The sequence below is a fragment of the Haematobacter missouriensis genome (assembly GCF_000740775.1).
GTDB classification, from domain to species: domain Bacteria; phylum Pseudomonadota; class Alphaproteobacteria; order Rhodobacterales; family Rhodobacteraceae; genus Haematobacter; species Haematobacter missouriensis.
The window spans coordinates 13,503-38,117 of record NZ_JFGS01000003.1; the positions used below are offsets into that span (position 1 = coordinate 13,503).

Genomic DNA, 24,615 nt, shown 5'->3' on the forward strand with positions numbered 1-24,615 from the left:
GCTGCCACGCTGCCACGCTGCCACGCTGCCACGCTGCCACGCTGCCACGCTGCCACGCTGCCACGCTGCCACGCTGCCACGCTGCCACGCTGCCACGCTGCCACGCTGCCACGCTGCCACGCTGCCACGCTGCCACGCTGCCACGCTGCCACGCTGCCACGCTGCCACGCTGCCACGCTGCCACGCTGCCACGCTGCCACGCTGCCACGCTGCCACGCTGCCACGCTGCCACGCTGCCACGCTGCCACGCTGCCACGCTGCCACGCTGCCACGCTGCCACGCTGCCACGCTGCCACGCTGCCACGCTGCCACGCTGCCACGCTGCCACGCTGCCACGCTGCCACGCTGCCACGCGCTGAAGCAGGTCACCTGCACAGCAGCCCCGTGTCGATGGGGGCTGGCTAGCGGCAGGTTATGCCTGCCGCTGTAGCAGTAGCCTAAAACCCCGCGTCGATCCCCTGCTGCCATGGCTTCACGAGATTGCCGAATCGGGTGAAGCGTCCCTCGAAGGACAGCTCCACCGTGCCGATCGGCCCGTGACGCTGTTTGCCGATGATGACCTCGGCCTTGCCATGCACCCGTTCCATGGCCTCCTGCCACTTCGCCATCGCTTCGAGATTGTCGTCGCCCGGCTTTTCCCGCTCCCGGTAATATTCGTCGCGATAGACGAACATCACCACGTCGGCATCCTGTTCGATGGAGCCCGATTCGCGCAGGTCGGAGAGCTGGGGTCGCTTGTCCTCGCGGCTTTCGACCTGACGTGAAAGCTGGGAAAGGGCGACAACGGGGATGTCCAGTTCTTTGGCGACGGCCTTGAGGCCCTGCGTGATCTCGGACACTTCGTTCACCCGGCTGTCCTTCGCCGTGGCGGGGCGGAGAAGCTGGAGATAGTCCACCACCAGCAGATCCAGACCGTGCGTCCGCTTGAGCCGCCGCGCCCGCGCCGCCATCTGGCTGATCGGCAGCGCCGGCGTATCATCGATGTAGAGCGGGCAGGCCTCCAGCGCTTTTGCGGCCTCAACGAAGCGGCGGAATTCGGCCTCCGTCATGTCGCCCCGGCGTATCTGCTCGGAGGGCACCTCTGCCGCTTCCGACAGGATCCGGGCGGCAAGCTGCTCGGCCGACATTTCCAGGCTGAAGAACCCGACCACGCCCCCATCCACCGCGCCTTCGGAACCGTCCGGCATCCGGCCGCGCTTGAAGTTCTTCGCGACATTGAAGGCGATATTGGTGGCGAGTGAGGTCTTGCCCATCGACGGCCGTCCGGCGAGGATCAGCAGGTCCGAGCGGTGCAGACCGCCGAGCTTCTTGTCCAGATCGACAAGGCCGGTGGAGACGCCCGCCAGGCCGCCATCCCGCTGATAGGCGGCGTTGGCGACGTTCACTGCATCGGTCACGGCCTTCAGGAAGGACTGGAACCCGCGCTCCGCCACCCCCTGCTCGCCGAGCTTGTAGAGCCGCTGCTCCGCCTCGACGATCTGCTCCTTCGGCTCGCTCTGCACATCGACCTTGGCCGCCTTCGCGGCGATGTCGCGGCCCAGCCCGATCAGTTCCCGCCGGACGGCGAGATCGTAGATCATCTGCGCATAGTCCCGCGCCCCGAAGGAGGAGATGGCCGCCCCGGCAAGGCGCACCAGATAGGCCGGTCCGCCCAGTTCCTTGAGGCCCTGGTCGTCCTCAAGGAATGCCTTCAGCGTCACCGGTGAGGCGAGCGCGTTCTTGACGATGCGAGAGGCCGCGATCTCGAAGATCCGCTGGTGGACGGGGTCGTAGAAATGCTCGGGCCGCACCAGACTGGCGATGCGGTCGTAGATGTCGTTGTTCGTGAGAATCGCGCCCAGCAACTGCTGCTCGGCCTCGATATTGTGGGGAAGAACCTCTGCCTCCGGCTCGGCAGCGGCCTGGATCGCCCTTAGTTCGGTCATCATGATCCTGCCCTTTGCGACGCCCCCGCAGGCAGGCGGGCCGTCGTCTTCTGTCAAGCGACTGTCATACTCCCTATGGCGCCCGGCCAAAAGCACGGGAAAACCCTGTGGATAAGACTCGCCTCTGCCTGTGTGTAATCCTGTATATCACAGGCTGCGCCGCGGCGCGCCCCGAATGTTGGGGTCGGCCTGCGGTGCGACACCGCATCTACCCGATTCCGCCGCGCCGCCGAAACAGGACAGTCCACAGCGGGGTTCCTGTCTCGGCGGATTTCCGCAGACTCCTCTCAGGCGTGACGGCCCTGCCAGCCGCGGGGATCGTTCAGGAACTCCTCCACCCCGTCCAGCGTGGTGGCGTCAAAGCTGCCCGCGGCCTTTGCTTCCGCGAGCATGTCCCACCAGGTGCAGAGATGATGAAGCTGAACGCCATGATCGGCGAGACGCTGTTCTGTGCCCTCGAATATGCCGTAGAAGAAGATCACCGCGGTATGGTTGCAGCTCGCACCGGTTTCGCGGATCGCATCGACGAAGGAGAGCTTCGATCCGCCGTCGGTGGTGAGATCCTCCACCAGCAGCACGCGCTGACCCTCGGTCATGGCGCCCTCGATCCGGGCGTTCCGGCCATAGCCCTTGGGCTTCTTGCGGACATAGCTCATCGGCAGTCCCATCCGCTCCGCCACGAGGGCCGCGAAGGGGATGCCCGCCGTCTCGCCGCCGGCAATGTTGTCGAAAGCCTCGAAGCCCGCGTCCCGAAGCACCGTCATCGTCAGGAAGTCCATCAACGTGGAGCGGATGCGCGGATAGGAGATGAGCTTGCGGCAGTCGATATAGGTCGGCCCCTTCAGTCCGGAGGCGTAGGTGAAGGGAGTGGCGGCGTTGAAATCGACCGCCCCGATCTCAAGGAACATGCGGGCGGTGAGGCGGGCGATTTCCTCTCTGGAAGGGAAACTCGTGGGGATCATGCAGGATTTCCTTGGACGAAGGGTCTTTTGAAAAGGCCGCCCGGTGAGGGGCGGCCCGAAGCGGAGGTGTCAGGCGACGGCCCAATGGACCGGGAAACCCGCGTCGAAAACGGTGACCGGCCCAGCCCCCGTCTCGATCCTGGTCGGAAAACGGGTGGGCGCTTCCCGCTTGACCAGCGTCAGGGTGGCCTCGTTCGCGGGCAGGCGGTAGAAGGCCGGGCCGTTCAGGCTGGCGAAGGCCTCCAGTTGGTCGAGGGCCTTCTCCTCTTCGAACACATGCGCCAGAAGCGGCATGGTGTTCGTCGCGGTGAAGCAGCCCGCGCAGCCGCAGGCGCTTTCCTTCGCCGCATCCGCATGCGGCGCGGAGTCGGTGCCGAGGAAGAAGCTGGCTGCGCCGGAGGTGGCCGCCTCGCGTAGCGCGATACGGTGTTCCTCGCGCTTGGCGACGGGAAGGCAGTAGTAGTGCGGCTTGATCCCGCCCACGAGAATGTGGTTGCGGTTGATGATCAGGTGGTGCGTGGTGATCGTGGCGGCGATGTCATCCCCGCCGTTCTTGACGTATTCCACACCGTTGCGGGTAGTGATGTGTTCCATGACCACGCGAAGGCCTGGTGTCTTCTGCCGCAGCGGCGCCAGAACACGCTCGATGAACACGGCTTCCCGATCGAAGATGTCCACGGCAGGATCCGTCACCTCGCCATGCATGCAGAGGGGCAGGCCGATCTCCGCCATCGTTTCCAGAACGCCCCGCACCTTTTCCAGGTCGCGGACACCGGAAGCGGAGTTCGTCGTGGCCCCCGCGGGATAGAGCTTGACCGCCTTTACCAGACCGGAGGCATGGGCGGTGGCGACATCCGCCGCCTCCGTCGTCTCTGTCAGGTAGAGCGTCATCAGCGGCTCGAATGCCTGTCCCTCCGGCAGCACGGAGAGGATGCGGTCGCGGTATTGTCGGGCGTCATCGCCCGTCACCACGGGCGGAACAAGGTTGGGCATCACGATGGCGCGGGCGAAATCGCGGCTTTCGGGCAGGATGCCTTGCAGCATCGCGCCGTCGCGCAGATGCAGGTGCCAGTCGTCTGGGCGGCGAAGGGTGATCTGGGTCATGAGCCCGGCCCCTAGCATGCTCCGGCCTGCCGCGCAATTTCTCCCGGTGATTCGCAGGCCTCTTCCCCTGGGCCCTGCTTTCCGGGCATGGTGCGCAGCAAAGAGCGGAGAGACGATGCAGGGCAGGCAGGCATATCGGCTGGAACGGGTGCGGGGCGCAGCGGAAGTCACGCTCTCACATCGCGCTGATGCTGTCCGCCTCGACAAGCTGGGGCAGCAGGGGTCCGCCAAGGCGTTTCTGCCGCGTGTGCATGGGCCGGTTCCGGAAGTGGTTTTTCTCAACACCGCGGGCGGGCTCACGGGGGGGGACCGGCTTTCCTACCGGCTGGCCGTCGGGGCAGGGGCGGCGGTGACCGGTACCACCCAGACAGCCGAGCGGGTCTATTCCAGTACCGGCGATCTGGCGGAGGTGGAGGTTCGCCTTCTCGCCGAGGCGGGCGCACGGCTCCACTGGTTGCCACAGGAGACGATCCTGTTCGACCGCGCGCGCCTTGCCCGCCACACGCGGGCCGATCTGGCAGGCGATGCGGAGCTTCTTCTTGTGGAAACGCTGGTTCTGGGCCGCGCGGCAATGGGGGAGGAGGTGCGAAGCCTCGATCTCCTCGACCGGCGTGAGGTGTGGCGCGACGGGCGCCCGGTGTTTCTGGAGCCGCTGCGCCTGGGAGGTTACTCGCAGGGGCGGGCGGCGCTGATCGGCGCGCATCGGGCGATGGCGACCCTTGCGCTCCTGGCCCGTGGTGCGGAAGATGCAGTCGGACCGCTGCGCTCCGCGCTGGGCGGGATGAATGGAGTGGAGGCCGGGGTTTCGGGCTGGGACGGTCGTTGTCTTGTCCGTCTTGCTGCGGAACGGGCGGCAGCGCTCCGGCAGGCGCTGCGCCTGGCCATGGAAGTAGTGCGGGGTGCTCCCCTTCCCCGCGTTTGGCAGTTGTGAGGACGAGAACACGTGAACCTGACGCCCAGAGAAAAGGACAAGCTGCTCATCAGCCTCGCCGCCATGGTCGCGCGGGGCCGGCTTGAGCGGGGGGTGAAACTCAACCATCCCGAGGCGATCGCTCTCATCACCGGCTATGTGGTGGAAGGCGCGCGAGACGGTCGGTCGGTCGCGGACCTGATGATGGCGGGCGCGCATGTCGTCACCCGCGATCAGTGCATGGCGGGTATCCCCGAAATGATCCATGAGGTGCAGGTGGAAGCGACCTTCCCCGATGGGACCAAGCTCGTCACCGTTCACCACCCGATCCGCTAGAGGTCCAGAGATGATTCCCGGAGAAATCCTTCCCGCCGAGGGTGAGATCACGCTGAACCAGGGCGCCGAGGCGATCACCATGACGGTCGCCAATACCGGCGACCGTCCGGTTCAGGTCGGCTCGCACTATCATTTCGCCGAAACCAATCCCCGGCTGTCCTTCGACCGGGAGGCCGCGCTGGGCTACCGGCTCGACATCCCCTCCGGCACCGCCGTCCGGTTCGAGCCGGGGCAGGAGCGGGAGGTGCGTCTGGTGCCCTTCTCGGGTGCGCGTATCGTGTATGGGTTCAACCAGAAGGTGATGGGCGGCCTCTGATTGCGCAGCGTCATTCCATTGAATGATTGACGCGCTCCGCCTGCGCGACATCTTGTCGCGCAGGCGCTCCGGGATCGTTCCTGCGAGGCGGCTGGCCTTTACTGTCGTGGGAGCGTGTCATGAGCGATCTGAAAGACCTTCCCGACCCCCTGGCGCTATGGCGGACAGGGATGGAGTTCGCCCAGCTCGGTATGGAGGCGAACGCGATCATCGCGATGCGGATGATGGGGTTCATGGGCTTCTGGCGCATGCGGGATACCGAAGCCCTGCGGATGATAACCGAAAAGCCACCTGCCTTCTTTGAGGGCTGGATGCGGGGCATGTCCGCGGCGATGAACGGTGAATCGGCGGAAAGGGTGGCGGCAGAGGCGATCAAGCCGTTGCGCAAGAAGACGCGCGCCAATCATCTGCGCCTCGTAAGGTCCGGCCCCGCGGTCGGGCTCACTGCCAGACCGGGAAGCAAGCGCTGATTTTGCCTGAAAAGTGGGCATGAGCGGGATACGCCGCGGGCGACTGCGCGCAGCCTGTTGAAACGTACGCCGCTGCACGGCAGAACGGACCGAGAGCCATCCCGGAGAACCCGATGCCCGCCAAGATTTCCCGCGCCGCCTATGCCGACATGTATGGCCCGACGACCGGGGACCGGGTCCGGCTGGCCGATACCGATCTGATCGTGGAGGTGGAGCGCGACCTCACCACCTATGGCGAGGAGGTGAAGTTCGGCGGCGGCAAGGTTATCCGCGACGGCATGGGCCAGTCACAGGCGACACGGGCGGAAGGTGCGGTGGATACCGTCATCACCAATGCGCTGATCCTCGACTGGACGGGCATTTACAAGGCGGACGTCGGCCTCCGTGACGGCCGTATCCACAAGATCGGCAAGGCGGGCAACCCGGACACCCAGCCGGGCGTGGACATCATCGTCGGCCCCGGCACCGAGGCCATCGCAGGGGAGGGGCGGATCCTCACCGCCGGGGGCATGGATGCGCATATCCACTTCATCTGCCCGCAACAGATCGACGACGCCCTCTATTCCGGCATCACAACCATGCTGGGCGGAGGAACGGGGCCGGCTCATGGCACGCTCGCCACGACCTGCACGCCCGGCCCCTGGCATCTGGCGCGGATGATCCAGGCGGCGGATGCCTTTCCGATGAACCTCGCCTTTGCCGGCAAGGGTAACGCCTCGCTCCCCGCCGCTCTGGAGGAGATGGTGAAGGCGGGCGCTTCCTGCCTGAAGCTGCACGAGGACTGGGGCACCACGCCGGGTGCCATAGACTGCTGCCTGTCCGTCGCGGACGACATGGACGTGCAGGTGATGATCCACACCGACACGCTGAACGAATCGGGCTTCGTGGAGAATACGCTGGCAGCCATCAAGGGCCGGACGATCCATGCCTTTCACACCGAAGGTGCGGGTGGCGGTCATGCGCCCGACATCATCAAGGTGGTGAGCCAGCCGAACGTCATCCCGTCATCGACCAATCCGACCATGCCCTATACGGTGAACACGCTGGAAGAGCATCTCGACATGCTCATGGTGTGTCACCACCTCGACAAGGCGATCCCGGAGGATGTGGCCTTCGCCGAATCCCGTATCCGCAAGGAGACCATCGCGGCGGAGGATATCCTGCACGACATGGGCGCCTTTTCCGTCATTTCATCGGATAGCCAGGCCATGGGGCGCGTGGGAGAGGTCATCACCCGTACATGGCAGACCGCCCACAAGATGAAGGCGCAGCGCGGGCGACTGGCGGAGGAGACCGGCGACAACGACAACTTCCGCGCCAAGCGGTACATCGCCAAGTACACGATAAACCCCGCAATCGCGCATGGTTTGTCGCGCCATATCGGCAGCATCGAGGAAGGCAAACGTGCTGACCTCGTGCTCTGGCACCCCGCCTTCTTCGGCGCAAAGCCGGAGATGGTGATGATCGGCGGCACGATCGTGGCGGCGCAGATGGGCGATCCCAATGCCTCTATCCCCACGCCGCAGCCGGTCTATACCCGGCCGATGTTCGGTGCCTACGGCAGGTCGGTGGAACGCTCGGCCGTGGTGTTCGTCTCTGCCGCGGCGGAGGCGGAAGGGCTGAGAGGCAGGCTCGGCATTGCCAAGGAAACGCTCGCGGTCCAGAATACCCGCAACATCGGCAAGGCGGACATGAAGCTCAATGCCGCCACGCCCGAGATCGAGGTGAACCCGGAAACCTATGAGGTTCGCGCGAATGGTGAACTTCTGACATGCGAGCCGGCGAAGGAACTCCCCCTCGCGCAGCGCTACTTCCTGTTCTGAGGTCTCCCATGCGTCTCTGGCTCATCCTGCCTCTCGCCCTCGCCGCCTGCACAGATCCGGGTTTCCGCGGCGTTTCAGGTGTCCGTGAGGTGGAGGCTTCGCAAGTCGGCTCCTGCGTCTATGTGTCCAACATCACCGGCAGGCCCAGTGTCTATGGGCCGCTTCTTGGCGATCAGGGCATCAGCTATGCGCGCAATCAGGTATTGGATACCGCACGCAGCTCCGGGGCGAATACCGTGGTCTTCCAGAAGGTCACACCTGGCGAGCCGGTTTACGAGCTCAATGCGACAGCTTACCGCTGCTGATCCAGCAGCAACGCTGCAATGCAAAAACGTCCGTAGCGCTTCGGGAGAAGGCCGCCTATTTCCCCCTTCGGGGAGGAACACCGCAAGTTCGGACGTTTCCCAATGAACGCTTACAATCGCATCGAAACCACGCCCGCCCGCGAAAAAACCCTCCGCGAGATCGTGGATGATTTCTTTGTAGGCCTCGGTCAAGGCGTCAGCGCCTATCGTGTCCGCGAATCGCGCATGGCAGAAATCCGCAGGCTTGACGCCAAATCCGACGCAGAGCTCAGCAACATGGGCCTGACGCGCGACCGGATCCCGCAATACGTCTTCCGCGATCTTTTCGCCGCCTGAGCCGCCTTGACGCTTTTCCCGGAAGGAGGCACCAACGGGGAAAGCGCGGGAGATCAGGCAATGGCAGACATTCCGAAAGCGGTGCGCATCCGCCCGGCCGGCACTTGGGCAGGCGCGGTGGATGAAGTGCTGCTCGACTACGATCAGCGGTTTCTCCGTCGCCGTCGGCTGGACTCCGCGGCGGGCGAGGCGTTCATGGTCGATCTGCCGGAGACGACCAGCCTCAACCATGGGGATGCCTTCGAATTGGAGGACGGTCGCCTGATTTCCGTCGCTGCTGCGGATGAACCGCTGCTGGAAATCCATGCCGACGACTTGGTGCGGCTCGCCTGGCACATCGGAAACCGGCATACGCCCTGCCAGATCGAACCGGGCCGTCTGCTGATCCGCCGCGATCACGTTTTGCAGGACATGGTCGAGCGGCTGGGGGGACATGTCCATACCATAATCGCCCCCTTCCGGCCCGAAGGCGGCGCCTATGGCCACGGCCGGACCCTTGGCCATTCACATGGGCCGGATGACCACGTTCAGGATCGCCCTGACAGCTCCGGAACGCAGGTGCGTTTCCACGGCAGTCATGGCCCGGAGGAGGAGGAGGATCCGCCGCCGCGGGATCCCGAATGATCGCTGCGGGTTGATTTCCTCCATGACGGCGGCGCTTCTCACTCTTGCCCAACGCCTTTCCCCGGCATTCCCGGTCGGCTCCTTTGCCTATTCGCATGGGCTGGAGTGGGCCATTGCCGGAGGTGATGTGACGGACGCGGATACGCTTCTTCTGTGGGTGGAGGATGTCCTGGCCCATGGCAGCGGGCGAAGCGATGCGATCCTGCTGGCGCATGCCCTCGCCCCCGGGGCGGATTTGCGGATGCTTTCGGATGTGTCCCTTGCGCTCGCCGCCGGCGCGGAGCGGGTGCGGGAAACGCTCGATCAGGGCCGCGCCTATCTGGCGGCACTCCCGGAAGACAGGGGATCGTTGGCGCTCGATCTCCCCTATCCCGTGGCGCTGGGCGCGACCTGCCGTGATCTGGACCTCGCCGCCGAGACGGTCGTGGCCTTCTATCTTCAGGCTTTTGCCGGGATGCTGGTGCAGGCGGCGGTGCGCTTCGTGCCGATCGGCCAGACAGCGGGGCAGCGCGTGATCGCCGCGCTCCATCCACTGATGATGCGGGTTGCGGAGGAGGCGATCACAACGCCGCTGGAAGGCATCGCCAGCGGCGCCTTCCGCTCCGACCTCGCCGCCATGCGGCATGAGACGATGGATGTAAGGATTTTCAGAACATGAAGAGCGGGAATGGCCCCCTTCGCGTCGGGATCGGTGGCCCTGTCGGCGCGGGCAAGACGACCCTGACGGAGCAGCTTTGCAGGGCGATGCGGGATCGCTGGTCAGTGGCCGTGATCACGAATGATATCTATACCCGCGAGGATGCGGAATACCTCATGCGCGCACAGGCGCTGCCGCTCGAACGCATCCGTGGGGTGGAAACAGGCGGGTGTCCCCATACCGCGATACGCGAGGATGCGTCGATCAACCTTGCGGCGGTGGCCGATCTGACAGTCTCCATTCCCGATCTGGACGTGATCCTGATCGAATCGGGGGGAGACAATCTGGCGGCGACGTTCTCACCCGAACTGGCGGACTTGACGCTCTATGTCATCGACACGGCGGCGGGGCAGGACATCCCGCGCAAGAGGGGACCGGGGGTCACGAAATCGGACCTGCTCATCGTGAACAAGGTCGATCTCGCGCCGCACGTCGGTGTGGATCCAGCCTTGCTGGAGAGCGACACCCGCGCGGCGCGCGGCAGGCTTCCCTATGTGATGGCTTGTCTCCGGCAAGCGGTCGGCGTGGACGAGGTCGTCCGCTTCATCGCGCGGGAAGGCGGGCTTTAAAAAAGCGAAAGGCCCCCGCGAGGGGGCCTGGGAGGCGATAGAGATGATACGGGTTTTACCTCGGACCGATCATCATCACCATCTGGCGACCTTCGAGCTTCGGCATGTTCTCCACCTTGCCCACCTCGGCCACATCGGCAGCGACGCGATTCAGAAGTTCCATGCCGAGCTGCTGGTGCGCCATCTCACGGCCACGGAAGCGAAGGGTCACTTTCACCTTGTCGCCGCCTTCGAGGAACTTGAGAACGGAGCGCATCTTCACGTCGTAGTCATGGGTATCAGTCCCCGGACGGAACTTGATTTCCTTGACCTCGATGGTCTTCTGCTTCTTCCGCGCCTCGGCCTCGCGCTTCTGGTTCTCATACTTGAACTTGCCGAAGTCCATGATCTTGCAGACGGGCGGCGTTGCATTCGGCGAGATCTCGACGAGATCGAGACCGGCCTCCTGCGCCAAGGCGAGCGCCCGCGCTGGCGTCACGACCCCGACGTTCTCGCCCTCCGCCCCGATCAGCCGAATCTCCGGCGCGCGGATGCGTTCGTTGACACGGGGTCCGGTGTCGCGTTGGGGCGGGGCATTGTGCGGTCTGCGGGCTATGGTGGTAATCCTTACGATGTTGTGTGCCGCGGGCAAAATAGTGTTGGCGAAGGCGTGATACAACAGGGATTCGGTATTTCCGCCACGACCCGGTACCACGATGGGCGGTAAAAGCACCGAGGAGTTGGAAGATGAAGTCGTTTCTGATCGCGGCGATACTGGTGGCCATCGGCGTTCTGACCTGGCGCCACTTCGCCACGGAGGTTCGCGGCCCGGTCGGCGGACTCGCGCGGGAAGCGCCCTCTCCACCTCCGGTCTTCCGGTTTCCCGTCGAGGAGGACGACGAGGAGAGTTTCGTCACCCGCGCCGCCCGCACCGCGCGCGAAGCCGCTACCGACGCGCAGAGCGCCGCAGAGCAGGCAGGCCGAGCGTTACGCAGCATGACATCCACCAATCTGCGCGAGGCGGTGACCCTTGCCGCGGGAGAAGCGGAACGTGCTCTCGACGCCGCGATATCAGGTGTGCAGGACGCGCTGCGCGATCCCTCAGAGTCGACCCGGAGCGCGGCGGAGGGGGCGCTTGCCGCAGCCGATCATGCCACAGATCTCGTCACAGCGGGGACAGCGGCGTTGGGAGGAAAGGCGCAGCACTGGTGGGCGGAGCAGGCTGGAGCCTTCCGCGCGAACATCGCGGCGGCCGATCTGACACCGGAGTTGAAGGATCGGCTGCTCCAAGTCTGGGACAAGGCAAAAGACGCCCCGGCGGCGATCCAGGGCGTCCTTCAGGAACTTAGGGCTCAGCTGGCAGAGTGAGGGTCAGCCGACGAAAGCCTTTTCCACCACATACTCGGCCGGTTCGCTGTTTGCGCCTTCACGCAGACCGAACCCGTCGAGGATTTCCATGATGTCCTTGTTGAAGGCGAGGCTGCCGCAGACCATTCCCCGGTCCGTCGCGGGGTTGATCGCCGGGATGCCGAGCCGCTCGAACACTTCGCCGGAACGCAGATGATCCGTGATCCGCCCCATGACGGGCGAGGTCTCGCGAGTCGTCGTGGGATAATAGCGCAGCTTGCCTGCGGCAAATTCGCCGACCAGCGGATCCTCGGCGACGGAGGCGACCAGCTCCTCACCATAGGTCAGCGCCGCCACTTCCCGCGTGGTATGGGTGAGAATGACCTCATCATACCGCTCATAGGTTTCCGGGTCGCGGATCAGCGAGGCAAAGGGCGCGATCCCGGTGCCGGTAGCGAAGAGCCACAGTCGCTTGCCGGGCAGCAGCGCGTCCAGCACGAGGGTTCCCACCGCTTTCGGCTTCAGGATGATCTCGTCCCCTGGTTGGATGTGCTGCAACCGGGAGGTGAGCGGGCCGTCCTGCACCTTGATGGAATAGAACTCCAGCTCCTCATCCCAGGCGGGGGAGGCGATGGAATAGGCGCGCAGCAGCGGACGACCGTTGTCCCCGGTCAGACCGATCATCACGAATTCGCCCGAGCGAAAGCGGAGCGACCGCGGACGGGTCACGCGGAAGGAAAACAGATGCTCCGACCAGTGCCGGACAGAGGTCACTGTTTCGGTGGGAAGCGTCTTGGCGGCGGGTGCGGCGGCGTTATCGGTCACGGGAGCGAGGTCGTTCATGGCGGAGAATCGCATCCTTTTTATCGGGAATTGGCGGTCGGCGGAAGGGTCAGCCCCGCAGTCGCCGCTGGTAATCGTGTGCGCGCCAGTCGGCACGGGCGAGCCACTGATCCTCGGGCTGGCGCGCGGCGAGTTCGGAGGCAATCTCCACCTCGTCGAAACCGGAGCGACGCGCCATGGCATATTGATCGGCGATCACATGGCCTTTGGCGCGGAGCCGCCCGGTGAAACCCAGCCGCCGCAACTCCCGCCCGAGGGTGAAGCCGCGACCGTCGGAAAAGGCCGGGAAGTCGATCCTTACGAATCCGGCCGAAAGAAGCGGTGCCAGATCGGCGGTTGCAGTGTCCGAAGGGACATCCACAGCCGGGCTTGGACCATCCATCGCATCGAGCGGCAGAAAGTCTCCGGCAAAATCCTCGGCATGGAAGCCGTCGTCGCGCACGATCACGGTCATGCCGCGTTCTCCTTGTCCTTTGGCATCCGCACGGCCTTGCCGTCGATGAAATGGATGCCGCACTCGACCTTTGCCTGTCCCCGCCAGCGGCCGGCCCGCGGATCCTCTCCCGGTTTCACCGGAGAGGTACAGGGGGCGCAGCCGATCGACGGATAGCCTTTCGCGACGAGCGGGTGCCGGGGCAGGTCATGGCGGGTCATATAGGCGTCCACTTCCGCTGGCGTCCAGTCGGCGAGCGGATTGATCTTGATCCGGCTATCGCCCTCCACCTCGAACAGGTCGAGCGCGGCGCGGGTCGTCGCCTGAAACCGCTTCCGCCCGGTGATCCATGCGTCGAACCCCTTCAGCGCTCGTTCGAGCGGGCGGGTCTTGCGCAGGTCGCAACAGGCGTCGGTATTGAACTGGTACAGCGTATTGTCGGGATCCTCGAATGCAAGTTCCTCTGGATCCGCAGTGATGCGCCGGATGCCGGTCAGGCGGAGGCTACGTGCGACCTCCTGCTGATAGGCGATGGTTTCCGCGAACAGCATCTCGGTATCGACGAACAGGACAGGCAGATCGGGCGCGACTTCCGCCACCATATGGAGCAGCACGACCGATTCCGCCCCGAAGGAGGAGACAAGCGCTACCCGGCCCGCCGCCGGATCGGCAAGCGCGGCACGTATCGCATCCGCGCCACCTTTGCCGCCATGACGTGCGTTCAGGGCATCCACCCGATCCGCTACCGAATCGTCAGGCCGCATCGCGCTTGCCTTCCTCCGGGTAGAGCGCGGCCTTGAAGGGGGCCGGGCCAAGGCGCCGGAAGGCGTCGAGGAACGTCTCCTCCGGCCCCTGCCGTTCGGCCAGATAGGCGCGCATGAGCCGTTCGATGGCCGGCACCACCTCCTCCGCCGGAAATCCGGGGCCGGCGCGTTCGCCGATGGCCGCGCGTTCAGTGCCATCGCCGCCCAGCGTGATCTGATAATTCTCCACCCCCGCGCGGTCGAGGCCGAGAATTCCCACATGCCCCACATGGTGATGGCCACAGGCGTTGATGCAGCCGGAGATCTTGATCTTCATGCCGCCGATCTCCTCCTCCAGCCCGAGAGCATGGAAGTGGGTGGCGATGTCCTGCGCGATGGGAATGGAGCGGGCCGTGGCCAGCGCGCAGTAATCCATGCCGGGGCAGGCGATGATGTCGGAGATGAGCCCGATATTCGCCGTGGCCAGGTCGGCAGCCTTCAACGCGGCGTGGACGGCGGGCAGATCACCCTTGTGCACATGCGGCAGGATGACATTCTGCTCATGGCTGATGCGCAGCTCGTCATGTCCGTAGCGCTCTGCCAGATCGGCCAGCACGCGCATCTGGTCGGACGTCGCATCCCCGGGCGTCGCACCCTGTTTCTTCAGCGAGACGGAGACGATGGCGTAGCTGTCGTTCCTGTGGAGGCTCAGGTTCTGTTCGCTCCAGCGACGGAACTCCGGGTCGCGAAGCGCGACGTCATAGGCGTCAGTCGGCGCATTCTTCCATGCGGGCGGAGCAAAGGCCGCCTCGATATCCGCAAGCAATGCCTGATCCGCGCCATGGAACTCCGGCCGGATTTCCGAGAATCGCGCCTCGACAAGCTCCCTGATCGTTTCGAGGCCCGTTTCATGCACGGTGATCTTGATGCGCGCCTTGTATTTGTTGTCGCGGCGGCCAAGCTCGTTATAGACGCTGAGAACCGCTTCCACATAGGGCAGCAGGTCAGCTTTCGGCAGGAACTGCCGAACGACATGGCCAAGCATCGGGGTCCGGCCAAGGCCACCGCCCACGATCACCTCGAACCCCGGCTCGCCCTTCGCATTGCGCACCATGCGCAGCCCGATGTCATGTGCACGCGTCACGGCACGGTCGTTCGGGCTGCCGGTGATGGCGATCTTGAACTTGCGCGGCAGGAACTGGAATTCCGGATGGTCGGTGGACCATTGGCGGAGCAGCTCCGCGACGGGGCGCGGATCTTCGATCTCATCCGCTGCCGCGCCGGCGAAATGGTCGGCGGTAACGTTGCGGACGCAGTTGCCCGAGGTCTGGATGGCGTGCATTTCAACCTCCGCCAGAGCCTCCAGCATATCCGGCACGTCGCGGAGCAGCGGCCAGTTGTACTGGATGTTCTGACGGGTGGTGAAATGGCCGTATCCCTTGTCCCACCGGTCTGCGATGAGCGCGAGCTGACGCATCTTGGCACCATTCAGGGTGCCATAAGGGATGGCCACGCGCAGCATGTAGGCGTGAAGCTGGAGGTAGAGGCCGTTCATCAAACGGAGCGGCTTGAACTCGTCCTCCGTCAGCGATCCGTCGATCCGTCGCTCCACCTGCGCGCGGAACTGGGCCACCCGTTCGCGGACGAAGGCTGCGTCGAAATCGTCGTAGCGGTACATGCGGTCGTGCTCCTGGGGTTCAGCCGACGTGGTCGAGGTTGCGTTCGGCCTGCTTGCCGTGGGGATAGTTTGACGGGCCGGTCGCGCGAAACGCCTCCCGGAAGTGGACGGGTTCCGGTCCGGCGGATCCCGCCTTGGCATCGGCGAGATAGGCGCCAACGACAAGTCCGGATTGGGCTGCCGCATCCAGCAGGCGGATCGCGGCATGGGCCTCGTCCTCGATCAGTTCCGCCTCGCGCAGTTCGCGCGACCAGCGGTCATCGGGGGTGAGATAAACGACATCGCCCTCAAGGAGGGCGTTGGCGGTTACGACCTTCGGGGTGAAACGGCGGCTCATGGTCTGGCCTCCTTGTAATCTTCGAGAAGTTGGACTGCGCGTCGGGGTGACAGCCCGTAAAGAATGATCGCTGGGCCCGTCAGTTCCGTGACGGCCCTGGTAAAATCATTGAGACAACAGCCAATAATTCGTTCATCCGGGCGGGAAGCGTTCTCGATCAGCGTGACGGGAGTGGTCCCCACCGCGCCGTGCATCATGAGTCGGCCCTGAACGAATCGCGCGGACCTCCGGCCCATGTAGATGGCGGCCACCTCGCCCGGACGGGCGAGCGTGCGCCAGTCATGCTCGGCAAAGCCCTGCATGTCGTGGCCGGTGATGAACCGGACGGAGGAATTGCGTCCGCGGCGGGTCAGGCTCTGGCCTATGCTTGCCGCGGCGGCCACGGCGGAGGTGATGCCGGGGACGATGCGCCAGGAAATGCCGGCCTCCTCCACCGCCTCAAGTTCTTCGTCAAGCCGCCCGAACAGGCCCGAATCACCGGACTTGAGTCGCACCACATGTGCGCCCGATCCTGCGTGGGCAAGGATCAGCGCATTGATCCGCTGCTGGCTCATCGACGGGCCGAAACCTTCCTTGCCCGCATCTATCAGCGTGGCCTCGCGCCGGGCGAGTTCAAGGATCTCCGGGGAGATCAGGCGGTCGTGAATGACCACATCCGCCGCATCCAGCGCGCGCCGCGCCTTCAGCGTAAGCAGTTCGGGGTCACCGGGGCCGGCGCCAACGAAATCCACGTGGCCGGGCCGGGGAGCCGCGTCCAGGTGGCGGACGAGCAGATCGTCCAGCACCCGGGCCGCCCCGTCTTCGCCGCCCGTTTCATGCGCCCTGGGGCCGACGTCGAAGTAATACTCGCTCCAGAAATCGCGGCGACGCCGGCCCATGGGCAGCGCCTCCGCCATGTTGCGGAAGGCTTTACCGATCCGGGCCAGAGTGCCAAGGCGCACAGGCAACCGCGCTTCCAGATCCGCCTTGATTGCGCGGGCAAGGACCGGGGCCGCCCCCTCCGTTCCGATCGCGACGGTGACCGGATCGCGATCCACGATGGCGGGCGTGATGAAGGCGCTGCCATGGAGATCGTCAACGATATTGTGCAGAACGCCTGCCGTACGGGCGAGGGCCGCGGTCGCGGCATCGCGTGCCGCATCCTCATCCGCCGCATAGACGAGCATCGCCCCCGCCAGATCCTCGGAGGTGAGCGCGCGATGATGGAGCGTGATGCTCCCCTCTGCCGCCCAGAGGAGGATTTCGTTCACCGGATCGTCGGAAAACACTTCGACCAGCGCTTCCGTCTTGAGCAGCAGCCGCAGCTTCGCGACGGCAGCATCGCCCCCTCCGGACAGAAGGATGCGGCGCCCCGTGGTATCGAGAAAGAGCGGAAAATGCTTCATGACAGGAACCAAGTCTGGAATCGCATTTCCAATGTAGGATATTTTCCGCGATGAATGCTATCCTGACTTGCAGATAAGGATGTTTGTTCAGATAATCGGCTCCAACGGGGCATCCTTCCCGGTTTGAGGGAGATCAACGAATGGCAGTCCGGCTGGATGAGATCGATCGGAAAATCCTTGCCGAATTGCAGGAAGATGCCAGCCAGTCGTTGGATGAAATCGCCCGCAAGGTCAATTCCTCCAAGACACCGGTCTGGAACCGGATCCGCAAGCTGCGCGAAGCCGGAGTGATCGGGCGACAGACGGTGATTCTGGACCCGGAGTCGCTGGGGCTGGAGGCCTGTTTCTTCGTGCTGATCCGCACGTCGGAGCATGAGGCCGACTGGCAGAAGAAGTTCCTCAAGGCCCTTCGCGAACGTCCGGAAGTGCTGGAGGCGCATCGGCTTGCGGGCGATATCGACTACATCCTGAAGGTCCGTGTCGCCAATGCCCGCGCCTACGACAAGTTCTATCAGGCCCTGATCTCGGAAGTGCGGATCTACAACGTCACGGCGCTCCTTTCCATGGAGGAGATCAAGGCCACGACCATCCTGCCGATCCCGGAGGAGACGCCCTCCCAGTGACCCCCTCTGCCAGGGTCGCGCGCCGTCAGACGGAGTGGAGATAGAGATCGAAATCCACGTCAGGGATGGTCGCGGCGACACGGGCATATTCGGCCGCCTTGATGGCGGTGAAGGTACGATGCATCTCCTGCCCCAGGGCGTCCCGGAGGAATGCGGATTGTTCCGCTGCCTGAACGGCCTCTCGCCAGTCGCGCGGGATGGAGAGCGAAGAACTCTCCTCATATCCGTTGCCGACAGTCTCCGGCCCGGGGTCCAGCTGCTCGGCCAGCCCCTTGCGGATACCGGCCAACACCGTCGCGCCGACCAGATAGGGATTGGCATCCACCCCGGCGGGGCGATGTTCGATGCGGCGGGCCGAAACAGGTCCGGCGGGGATGCGCAGCGCCACCGAGCGGTTGTTCACCCCCCAGGTCGGGGACACCGGGGCATAGCTCTGACTCGCGAAGCGGCGCCAGGAGTTGCCGTGCGGGGCAAAGACCAGCATCGATTCGCCCATCGTGGCGCGAAGACCGCCGATCGACCAGCGGATCGGATCGTTCCAAACGCCCTCCTGCGGCTCGGTGAAGATGTTGTGCCCCCCGACATCGGCCATCGACACATGGAAGTGCATCCCCGACCCGGCGTAACGCGCAAAGGGCTTCGCCATGAAGCAGGCCGTCACGCCAAACCGCCGCGCGGCGAGGCGCACGATGCGTTTGAGCCGGATAAGGTCATCGGCCGCCCTCACGACATCGGACCTGTAATGGAGCGTCAGCTCATACTGGCCGGGCGCGTATTCGGAGATTACTGTCTCCGCCATGATTCCGGCTGCCGCAGCGCCCGCATAGATGGCGGAAAAGAGCGGCTCCATCCCGTGCAGGTGATCGACGGAATAGACCTCCGTCCGCTCCGACCGCCGCCCGTCCAGCACGGCGGCGGCGGGGCGGACGCGCCCCTCTGGGTCACGGGCGTTGTCGAGCAGGAAGAACTCCAGCTCGAACGCGCCCGCGGGAAACAGGCCCTCTGCCGCCAGCGCCGCCACCTGACGGCAAAGGGCGTGACGCGGATCGGAAGCCATCGGCTCTCCGTCGAGGGTGAACATGGAGATCAGCACCTCCGCCCGCGCGGGCGAAGTGCCCGCGATGGGCACCAGGCTCCCCGGCACCGGCCAAGCGCGAAGGTCGCCATCCCCCTGATCCCAGATGAGCCCGGTTTCATGGACATCCTCGCCGCAGATATCCAGTCCGAGAATGGAGATCGGAAGATGCCGCCCGTGACGGTAGAGCGACATGAGTTCATGTCGGCGTATGATCTTGCCGCGGCCCACACCGTTCGCATCCGTCAGAACCAGGTCGATCGCCTCGATCTCCGGGTGCCGGGCCAGAAAGTCCTCAGCTTCTGATGCGTCAGAGCTGGAAGGGGAAAGCGATGTCATCGGAACAGCTCCGCGCAGATCTCGTCAAACGCGTGGATAAGCTGGTCGATCTGCTTCTTCCGGGTGACGGGCGAGACGAGCATCATGTTGTGAAAGGGAGCGATCAGCAGGCCGCGGTTGACAAGGGACAGGTGAACGGCCGCCTCCACCAGCGGCTGATAGGAGTCCTCGGCCTCCGTGCCGTTGCGGAGGGGGCCGGGGGTGCAGACGAATTCCACCCGCGCGCCGCAGCGGGCGATGTGCCACGGCGCACCCCGCCCCTCGACGACAAGGCGCAGCCCCTTTTCCAGTCGCTTCGCGCCCCGCTCCATCCGCTGATAGGCGTCTTTGGTCATGACTTCGGAGAGCGTGGCCCGAAGCGCGGCAAACTGCAGCGGATTGCCAGAGAGAGTGGTGCCCATGCCGGTATGGCCCGCCGCGCGCTGTGCCTCCTGCGCCGAAAAACGGGAAGCGATGTCCTCCGTCATGCCCCAGACCGCCGCCGCGACGCCGCCCGCCACCGCTTTTCCGCAGGTGATGATGTCGGGCCGCAGCCCGTGGCGGCGCGTGTAGCCGCCGAGACCGGAGCTGATCGTATGTGTCTCGTCGAGGATGAGGAGCGTTCCTGTTGCCCGTGTGAGCCGCCGGAGCGCCTCATGAAAACCGGGTTCGGGCAGTACCATGCAGGCATTTGTCATCACCGGCTCCGCGATGACCGCCGCCACGTCCATTTCGCAAAGCGCGGTTTCCAGCGCGGCGGGATCATTGAACTCCACCGCGACCGTCTCCGAAGCCGGGTCCCCGGCCATGCCGACAAGGCCGGAGCGCGTCACCGTGCGCCCATTGGACAACTGCACCATCGTTTCATCCACGGTGCCGTGATAGGCACCGTTGAAGACGACGATCTTCCGCCGTTCCGTCACCGCCCGCGCGATCTTCAGTGCGAAGCGGTTGGCGTCCGTTGCCGTCGTCGCCACCTGCCATCGGAACTCTCCAAAGCGCGAGGAGAGCAGCTCTCCGACAGCCAGTGCGTCGATATTCGGCAGCATATAGGTCAGGCCGTGCCGCGCCTGCCGGCGAATCGCCTGTGCCACCGGCTTGGGTGAATGACCGAAGAGCGAGCCAGTGTCCCCAAGGCAGAAATCGTCGAAATTGTGCCCGTCGATATCGGTGAGCGTTGAGCCTTCCGCACGTTTTACCATGATCGGGAACGGCAGGGGCCAGTCCCGCATCCAGTGCATTGGCACACCGTCCAGCCAGGCTGCCGCGCCGTGGTCGAGCGCCATACGGCTCCGCGGGCGCGCCTGTGTATAGGTTTCCGTTTCCCGCGCAAGCAGCTTGCGGAGGCGATTCGTCGGGACACCGCCCGAAAGAGAAGTCAGCGGCGACATGGGCGCCTCGCTCTTGGGGTTCGTGGGGTTCTCACTCAAGGTGAGCGCAGGCGCAAGGGGGCCGTTACTCCACCAGCGGGACGAGCGCGAGCAGGCGCTTGCTCTCCTCCGCGCTCAGAAGGGTGCGGAACAGCCGCTCGATCCGGTCGCGATAGGTCAGCAGGGTGGCGGAGGACAGCGCTGCCGGATCGCCTCGGAGTTGGCCGGCGGAAGCCTTTTGCCACAGGATCAGCAACTCGCGCGCGGCAACGGCGCTGGTGGCATTAGCGACGCGGCTTTCCTCCCGGAGAAGCTGAACCCGGAGGCGCGTCTCCACTTCCGCATAGCGGGGCCGGAGTCGTTCGACCGCTGCCGCACGCTCCGACGGCGGCAGGATGAGCAGATCCTGATAGATGCCTATGGTCAGCGTTGCGAGGTCGGCGGCCCGATCCACCGTGCCGGCATCGTAGAGCGCAAGTTGCGGTGCGCAGCCTGCCAGAGCCAGCGAGAGGGCGATGATCAGCGGTCGGAACAGGGGAGAGAGGCGCATCTGGAAGCCGCGTCTGGATAGATGTCCACCATACCGTGCCGCATTGCAGCGAAGAAGCCCCTAAGGCGCTTCGAGTATCGCGTTTTTTAAGGTGCAGTCGCGGATCGCATCCGGTCCGCAGCGACGGGGTTCAAGACCTTTCGTCAGACAGACGCGCACCTCGGCGATATGGCCGGCGGAACAGGTGACGGTGAGCATGTCGCGTGTCATTCCGGGGTTCGCCTCGATGAACGCATCCTCGACCACGGAGGCGGGAAGGCGCACGTCCTGCTGCAAGCGGGAGAATATCTCCGGCACCGCGATGCTGCGGTAGGCCCTGCGCTGAGTGGCAAGATAGTCGCGCGCACTCAGCCCGGCGCAGCGGCCATGCTTTTTCCATTGATACCATGCAAGTCCCTGCGACCCCATGATATCCGTCATCGCTCCCGTCTCCACCCGCGACGGATCGCGCGTGGGGGTGCGGCAGAATTCGGGCCAGCCTCCCTTGTCATACTGCGGCCATAGGCCATGGAGGAGGAAGCCGTGGCGGTGTTGGGGGGCGCACTGTCCGCCCGTTTCCCCCTCGCGTGAACACCAGCCGGGGGACCATGTGAGCGCCATGACATAGTAGTCGAATTCCCCTGCCGGACGTCCGCCGCGCGCCTGCGACAACGCGCCGTCTGCCGTCGAGCAGAGGCTCAGGAAGGCGGCCAGAACCGCTGTGGTGACGCGCATTGCCTCTTTTCTCCTTCGGCCTTCCCGCATATATATCACCGGACTTCCCGAAAACGTGGAGATCGCGGCCAAGGCCGCAGCCGTTTTCCCGGCGCGGGAGAGATATGTTAGGAGAGACCCGATGAACAAGCCCCTGATGGCCAAGGCGACCGCGGTCTGGCTCATCGAAAACACCACCCTGTCGTTCAAGCAGATCGCGGATTTCTGCGGACTTCACGAGCTTGAGGTGCAGGGCATCGCCGATGGAGACGTAGCCACCGGCGTCAAGGGTTTCGATCCGATCGCCAACAACCAGCTCGACGCCGTGGAGATCGAGAAGGGTGAGAAGAACCCGATCTACCGGCTCAAGTTGAAGTTCAACCCGGCTGCGGTGGGCGAGGAAAAGCGCCGCGGACCTCGGTACACGCCCCTTTCCAAACGTCAGGACCGGCCCGCCGCGATTCTGTGGCTCGTGAAGTTCCATCCTGAACTGACGGATGGCCAGATCGCGAAGCTGGTGGGCACGACGAAGCCGACAATCCAGTCCATCCGCGACCGTTCGCACTGGAACATCTCCAACATCGCGCCTGTCGATCCGGTGGCGCTGGGCCTTGCCCGCCAGTCCGAGCTGGATGCAGCGGTGCAGCAGGCCGCCCGCAAGAAGACGGCGGATGGTGTTGTGATGACCGACGACGAACGTCGCAAGCTCGTCTCTACCGAGCAATCTCTCGGCATGTCTCCCGATGCGCGCTTGCCGTCCTCCATCGCGGGCTTGGAGAACTTCTCCCTCTCCGAGGAGGAAAAGAAGCCGGCCGATTTCTCCAATGCGGACAGTTTCTTCAACCTGCCCAACAATGATGACGACGATGAGGACGAGGACGACGATCACCGTCGCTGAGGCCATCGCCGTGGCTGGACTTTACGGAAGCCACGGCTAATTCCCCCCCAACGGCGGCTAGCCGGTGGGGAAAATGGACAAACTGACCGAACAGAGTGCGCTGCGCCTTTCCATTGGCGCGACCGTCATGGTCGCGCTTTTTGGCATTCTGTTCGGATTGCTGTCGGGGGCCTTTTCCATTGCCTTCGACGGGTTCTACTCGCTTGCCGATGCCACGATGACGGCGCTGGCCCTCATCGTGTCGGAGCTGATCTTCAGGTCCGCCCGTACGAATGCGCTCTCCGGCAAACTGCGCGACAGGTTCACGATGGGCTTCTGGCACCTGGAACCCATTGTGCTTGGCCTGAACGGCCTTCTGCTCATGGTCGTGGCGATCTATGCATTGATCAACGCCGTGATTACCATTCTGGACGGCGGTAATGTCCTGAAATTCGACCTGGCCATCCTCTATGCCGTGGTGACGTTGGCGGTCTGCGTGGGGATGGCTTGGATGGCGTACCGGGTGAACCTGCGGCTCAAATCCGAGTTCCTGAAGCTCGATGTGCGGGCTTGGATCATGTCGGGGTGTATCACCGGCGCGTTGCTGGTCGCCTTCGTGCTGGGTTGGGCGGTGCAGGGAACACGCCTGGAGTGGTTGGCGCCTTATGTCGATCCAGCGGTGTTGGCGCTGGTTTGCCTTGTCATCATTCCGCTGCCGCTCGGCACCGTGCGGCAGGCGCTTTCGGATGTGCTGCTCATCACTCCGCCCGACCTGAAGGTGCATGTGGACAGCGTGGCTGAGGAGATGGTCGCGAAATACGGCTTCAAGGGCTACCGCGCCTATGCCGCCCGCGTCGGGCGGGGCACTCAGGTGGAGCTCTACTTCATCCTGCGGACAGGCCTGCCACCTGAGCCTCTGGAGCATTGGGATCGCCTGCGAGACGAAATCGGGGACGCCATCGGGGGAGAAGGGCCGGATCGCTGGCTGACCATCGCCTTCACCACCGATCCTGGATGGGCGGAGTGAGGGTCAGAAGGATCGCCGCGCCCGCATCGCTGCGCTGATCGTACCATCGTCCAGATAGTCGAGCTCGCCCCCCACCGGCACGCCCTGTGCGAGAGAGGTAACAGCCGCCCCGGAGCCTTCCAGCGCCTCGGCGATGTAGTGCGCAGTGGTCTGACCGTCCACCGTGGCGGGGAGCGCGAGGATCACCTCACGCGCCTCCTTCGCCCGCAAGACCAGCGCCGGGATGCGCAGATCTTCCGGCCCGACGGCGTCAAGCACGGACAAGGTGCCGCCCAACACGTGATAGCGCCCGCGGAACGCCCCCGCCCGCTCCATAGCCCAAAGGTCCGCCACATCCTCCACCACGCAGATCTCGCCCGTCTCCCGCCGGGGATCGGCGCAGATTGCGCAGCGATCATTGGTGCCGATATTGCCGCAGATCACGCAGTCGCGCGCATTGATTGCAACCTGCTGGAGCGCCTCACCCAAGGGCGCCATCAGCGCGCCTCGACGACGGAGGAGGTGCAATACCGCCCGCCGTGCAGACCGGGGGCCAAGCCCCGGCAAACGCGACATGAGCGCGATCAGCGCCTCGATCTCCTCGCTGGCGGCGTCTTTCAAGATGACCTCAGAAGGGCAGCTTCATCCCGGCGGGAAAGCCGAAGGATTCGGTGAGGCTCGCCATTTCCGCCTGCGATTTTTCAGCGGCCTTGGTCTGCGCGTCCTTGATAGCGGCAAGGATCAGATCCTCCACCACTTCCTTTTCTTCCGGGTTGAAAATGGAGGGGTCGATGTCCAGTCCCGTCAATTCGCCCTTTGCTGTCGCGGTGGCTTTCACAAGACCGGCACCGGATTCGCCCGTCACCATCGTGGTGCGAAGCTCCTCCTGAAGCGCCTCCATTCTCTCCTGAATGTCCTTGGCCGATTTCATGAGCTTCGCCATGTCGCCCATCTGGCCCAATCCTTTGAACATCCGTTATC

30 protein-coding genes are annotated in these 24,615 nt (G+C 64.6%); 14 read left to right on the forward strand and 16 right to left on the reverse strand.

Going from position 1 to position 24,615, the window contains the following annotated elements; all coding sequences use genetic code 11:
- Window positions 1–437: 437 nt before the first annotated feature.
- The 3 genes from CG51_RS04090 to pyrC all read right to left on the reverse strand — a co-directional run bounded on the left by CG51_RS04090 (window position 438) and on the right by pyrC (window position 3,991).
- Window positions 438–1,925, reverse strand: coding sequence for a replicative DNA helicase (locus tag CG51_RS04090; protein ID WP_035708253.1), 1,488 nt, complete (start codon window positions 1,923–1,925; stop codon window positions 438–440).
- Between the two features lie 287 nt (window positions 1,926–2,212).
- On the reverse strand, window positions 2,213–2,887 hold the full coding sequence (locus CG51_RS04095; RefSeq protein WP_035742232.1) for an orotate phosphoribosyltransferase: 675 nt from the start codon (window positions 2,885–2,887) through the stop codon (window positions 2,213–2,215).
- Window positions 2,888–2,956: 69 nt separating this feature from the next.
- Window positions 2,957–3,991 carry a dihydroorotase gene (gene pyrC / locus CG51_RS04100; protein WP_035742870.1) on the reverse strand — a complete coding sequence of 345 codons (1,035 nt, stop codon included), beginning with the start codon at window positions 3,989–3,991 and terminating at the stop codon, window positions 2,957–2,959.
- A 115-nt stretch (window positions 3,992–4,106) separates the two neighbouring features.
- Between pyrC and CG51_RS04105 the strand changes: the two genes are divergently transcribed.
- From CG51_RS04105 to ureG, 10 genes are all read left to right on the forward strand, one after another.
- A complete protein-coding gene (locus CG51_RS04105) occupies window positions 4,107–4,922 on the forward strand; it encodes an urease accessory protein UreD (RefSeq protein ID WP_035742234.1) in 816 nt (271 codons plus the stop codon).
- 12 nt (window positions 4,923–4,934) lie between these two features.
- The gene (locus CG51_RS04110) at window positions 4,935–5,237 is read left to right on the forward strand and encodes an urease subunit gamma (protein ID WP_035742237.1); all 303 of its coding nucleotides are present in this window, start codon (window positions 4,935–4,937) and stop codon (window positions 5,235–5,237) included.
- Window positions 5,238–5,247: 10 nt separating this feature from the next.
- Window positions 5,248–5,553 carry an urease subunit beta gene (locus tag CG51_RS04115; RefSeq protein WP_035742240.1) on the forward strand — a complete coding sequence of 102 codons (306 nt, stop codon included), beginning with the start codon at window positions 5,248–5,250 and terminating at the stop codon, window positions 5,551–5,553.
- A 119-nt stretch (window positions 5,554–5,672) separates the two neighbouring features.
- The gene (locus CG51_RS04120) at window positions 5,673–6,023 is read left to right on the forward strand and encodes a hypothetical protein (RefSeq protein WP_051930040.1); all 351 of its coding nucleotides are present in this window, start codon (window positions 5,673–5,675) and stop codon (window positions 6,021–6,023) included.
- 113 nt (window positions 6,024–6,136) lie between these two features.
- On the forward strand, window positions 6,137–7,846 hold the full coding sequence (gene ureC, locus CG51_RS04125) for an urease subunit alpha (protein ID WP_035742243.1): 1,710 nt from the start codon (window positions 6,137–6,139) through the stop codon (window positions 7,844–7,846).
- A gap of 8 nt (window positions 7,847–7,854) precedes the next feature.
- The gene (locus CG51_RS04130; RefSeq protein ID WP_035742246.1) at window positions 7,855–8,151 is read left to right on the forward strand and encodes a hypothetical protein; all 297 of its coding nucleotides are present in this window, start codon (window positions 7,855–7,857) and stop codon (window positions 8,149–8,151) included.
- Between the two features lie 102 nt (window positions 8,152–8,253).
- Entirely contained in the window at window positions 8,254–8,487 is a 234-nt protein-coding gene (locus tag CG51_RS04135) for a hypothetical protein (protein WP_051930041.1), read from the forward strand.
- A 60-nt stretch (window positions 8,488–8,547) separates the two neighbouring features.
- A complete protein-coding gene (gene ureE, locus CG51_RS04140; protein ID WP_035742249.1) occupies window positions 8,548–9,111 on the forward strand; it encodes an urease accessory protein UreE in 564 nt (187 codons plus the stop codon).
- A gap of 22 nt (window positions 9,112–9,133) precedes the next feature.
- Window positions 9,134–9,769, forward strand: a complete 636-nt coding sequence (locus CG51_RS04145; RefSeq protein WP_035742878.1) for an urease accessory protein UreF — start codon at window positions 9,134–9,136, stop codon at window positions 9,767–9,769.
- Window positions 9,766–10,377, forward strand: coding sequence for an urease accessory protein UreG (gene ureG / locus CG51_RS04150; protein WP_035742252.1), 612 nt, complete (start codon window positions 9,766–9,768; stop codon window positions 10,375–10,377). The genes CG51_RS04145 and ureG overlap by 4 nt, the downstream gene beginning before the upstream one ends.
- Window positions 10,378–10,432: 55 nt before the next feature.
- Here the strand turns inward: ureG and infC are convergent, their stop codons facing one another.
- Window positions 10,433–11,035 (reverse strand): translation initiation factor IF-3, encoded by a 603-nt coding sequence (gene infC, locus CG51_RS04155; protein WP_233141237.1) that lies wholly within the window; start codon window positions 11,033–11,035, stop codon window positions 10,433–10,435.
- 68 nt (window positions 11,036–11,103) lie between these two features.
- Between infC and CG51_RS04160 the strand changes: the two genes are divergently transcribed.
- Window positions 11,104–11,724, forward strand: a complete 621-nt coding sequence (locus tag CG51_RS04160) for a hypothetical protein (protein ID WP_035742254.1) — start codon at window positions 11,104–11,106, stop codon at window positions 11,722–11,724.
- Window positions 11,725–11,727: 3 nt separating this feature from the next.
- On the opposite strand, the gene CG51_RS04165 is transcribed toward CG51_RS04160, so the two are convergent.
- From CG51_RS04165 to cysG, 6 genes are read right to left on the reverse strand one after another with little or no spacing between them, the layout of a single operon-like run.
- On the reverse strand, window positions 11,728–12,546 hold the full coding sequence (locus tag CG51_RS04165) for a ferredoxin--NADP reductase (protein WP_035742256.1): 819 nt from the start codon (window positions 12,544–12,546) through the stop codon (window positions 11,728–11,730).
- Between the two features lie 49 nt (window positions 12,547–12,595).
- Window positions 12,596–13,000 (reverse strand): DUF934 domain-containing protein, encoded by a 405-nt coding sequence (locus CG51_RS04170; protein WP_035742258.1) that lies wholly within the window; start codon window positions 12,998–13,000, stop codon window positions 12,596–12,598.
- Window positions 12,997–13,743 carry a phosphoadenylyl-sulfate reductase gene (locus CG51_RS04175; protein ID WP_035742261.1) on the reverse strand — a complete coding sequence of 249 codons (747 nt, stop codon included), beginning with the start codon at window positions 13,741–13,743 and terminating at the stop codon, window positions 12,997–12,999. Before CG51_RS04175 ends, CG51_RS04170 begins: the two co-directional genes overlap by 4 nt.
- On the reverse strand, window positions 13,733–15,400 hold the full coding sequence (locus CG51_RS04180) for a nitrite/sulfite reductase (protein ID WP_035742262.1): 1,668 nt from the start codon (window positions 15,398–15,400) through the stop codon (window positions 13,733–13,735). The genes CG51_RS04175 and CG51_RS04180 overlap by 11 nt, the downstream gene beginning before the upstream one ends.
- Window positions 15,401–15,419: 19 nt before the next feature.
- Window positions 15,420–15,737, reverse strand: coding sequence for a DUF2849 domain-containing protein (locus CG51_RS04185; RefSeq protein ID WP_035742266.1), 318 nt, complete (start codon window positions 15,735–15,737; stop codon window positions 15,420–15,422).
- Window positions 15,734–17,122 (reverse strand): siroheme synthase CysG, encoded by a 1,389-nt coding sequence (gene cysG / locus CG51_RS04190; protein WP_035742269.1) that lies wholly within the window; start codon window positions 17,120–17,122, stop codon window positions 15,734–15,736. The genes CG51_RS04185 and cysG overlap by 4 nt, the downstream gene beginning before the upstream one ends.
- Before the next feature lie 140 nt (window positions 17,123–17,262).
- On the opposite strand from cysG, the gene CG51_RS04195 reads away from it, so the two are divergent.
- Window positions 17,263–17,745, forward strand: a complete 483-nt coding sequence (locus tag CG51_RS04195) for an Lrp/AsnC family transcriptional regulator (protein ID WP_035742272.1) — start codon at window positions 17,263–17,265, stop codon at window positions 17,743–17,745.
- 25 nt (window positions 17,746–17,770) lie between these two features.
- Here CG51_RS04195 and CG51_RS04200 read toward each other — a convergent pair whose 3' ends face one another.
- The 4 genes from CG51_RS04200 to CG51_RS04215 form a co-directional block, all read right to left on the reverse strand.
- Complete coding sequence (locus CG51_RS04200) at window positions 17,771–19,159, reverse strand: glutamine synthetase family protein (protein ID WP_035742275.1); 1,389 nt, start codon at window positions 19,157–19,159, stop codon at window positions 17,771–17,773.
- Window positions 19,156–20,529, reverse strand: a complete 1,374-nt coding sequence (locus CG51_RS04205; protein WP_035742278.1) for an aspartate aminotransferase family protein — start codon at window positions 20,527–20,529, stop codon at window positions 19,156–19,158. The genes CG51_RS04200 and CG51_RS04205 overlap by 4 nt, the downstream gene beginning before the upstream one ends.
- A gap of 64 nt (window positions 20,530–20,593) precedes the next feature.
- Window positions 20,594–21,058 (reverse strand): hypothetical protein, encoded by a 465-nt coding sequence (locus tag CG51_RS04210; RefSeq protein ID WP_035742280.1) that lies wholly within the window; start codon window positions 21,056–21,058, stop codon window positions 20,594–20,596.
- Between the two features lie 60 nt (window positions 21,059–21,118).
- Entirely contained in the window at window positions 21,119–21,772 is a 654-nt protein-coding gene (locus tag CG51_RS04215; RefSeq protein WP_035742282.1) for a ribonuclease T2 family protein, read from the reverse strand.
- Between the two features lie 121 nt (window positions 21,773–21,893).
- Here CG51_RS04215 and CG51_RS04220 point away from each other — a divergent pair, with 121 nt between their 5' ends.
- Together CG51_RS04220 and CG51_RS04225 are read left to right on the forward strand one after the other, a co-directional pair.
- A complete protein-coding gene (locus tag CG51_RS04220) occupies window positions 21,894–22,649 on the forward strand; it encodes a DUF1013 domain-containing protein (RefSeq protein ID WP_035742884.1) in 756 nt (251 codons plus the stop codon).
- A 73-nt stretch (window positions 22,650–22,722) separates the two neighbouring features.
- Complete coding sequence (locus tag CG51_RS04225) at window positions 22,723–23,655, forward strand: cation diffusion facilitator family transporter (RefSeq protein WP_035742285.1); 933 nt, start codon at window positions 22,723–22,725, stop codon at window positions 23,653–23,655.
- A 3-nt stretch (window positions 23,656–23,658) separates the two neighbouring features.
- Here CG51_RS04225 and recR read toward each other — a convergent pair whose 3' ends face one another.
- Both recR and CG51_RS04235 read right to left on the reverse strand, forming a co-directional pair.
- On the reverse strand, window positions 23,659–24,255 hold the full coding sequence (recR, locus tag CG51_RS04230) for a recombination mediator RecR (RefSeq protein ID WP_035742288.1): 597 nt from the start codon (window positions 24,253–24,255) through the stop codon (window positions 23,659–23,661).
- A gap of 7 nt (window positions 24,256–24,262) precedes the next feature.
- On the reverse strand, window positions 24,263–24,607 hold the full coding sequence (locus tag CG51_RS04235) for a YbaB/EbfC family nucleoid-associated protein (protein ID WP_035742292.1): 345 nt from the start codon (window positions 24,605–24,607) through the stop codon (window positions 24,263–24,265).
- Window positions 24,608–24,615 lie beyond the last annotated feature (8 nt).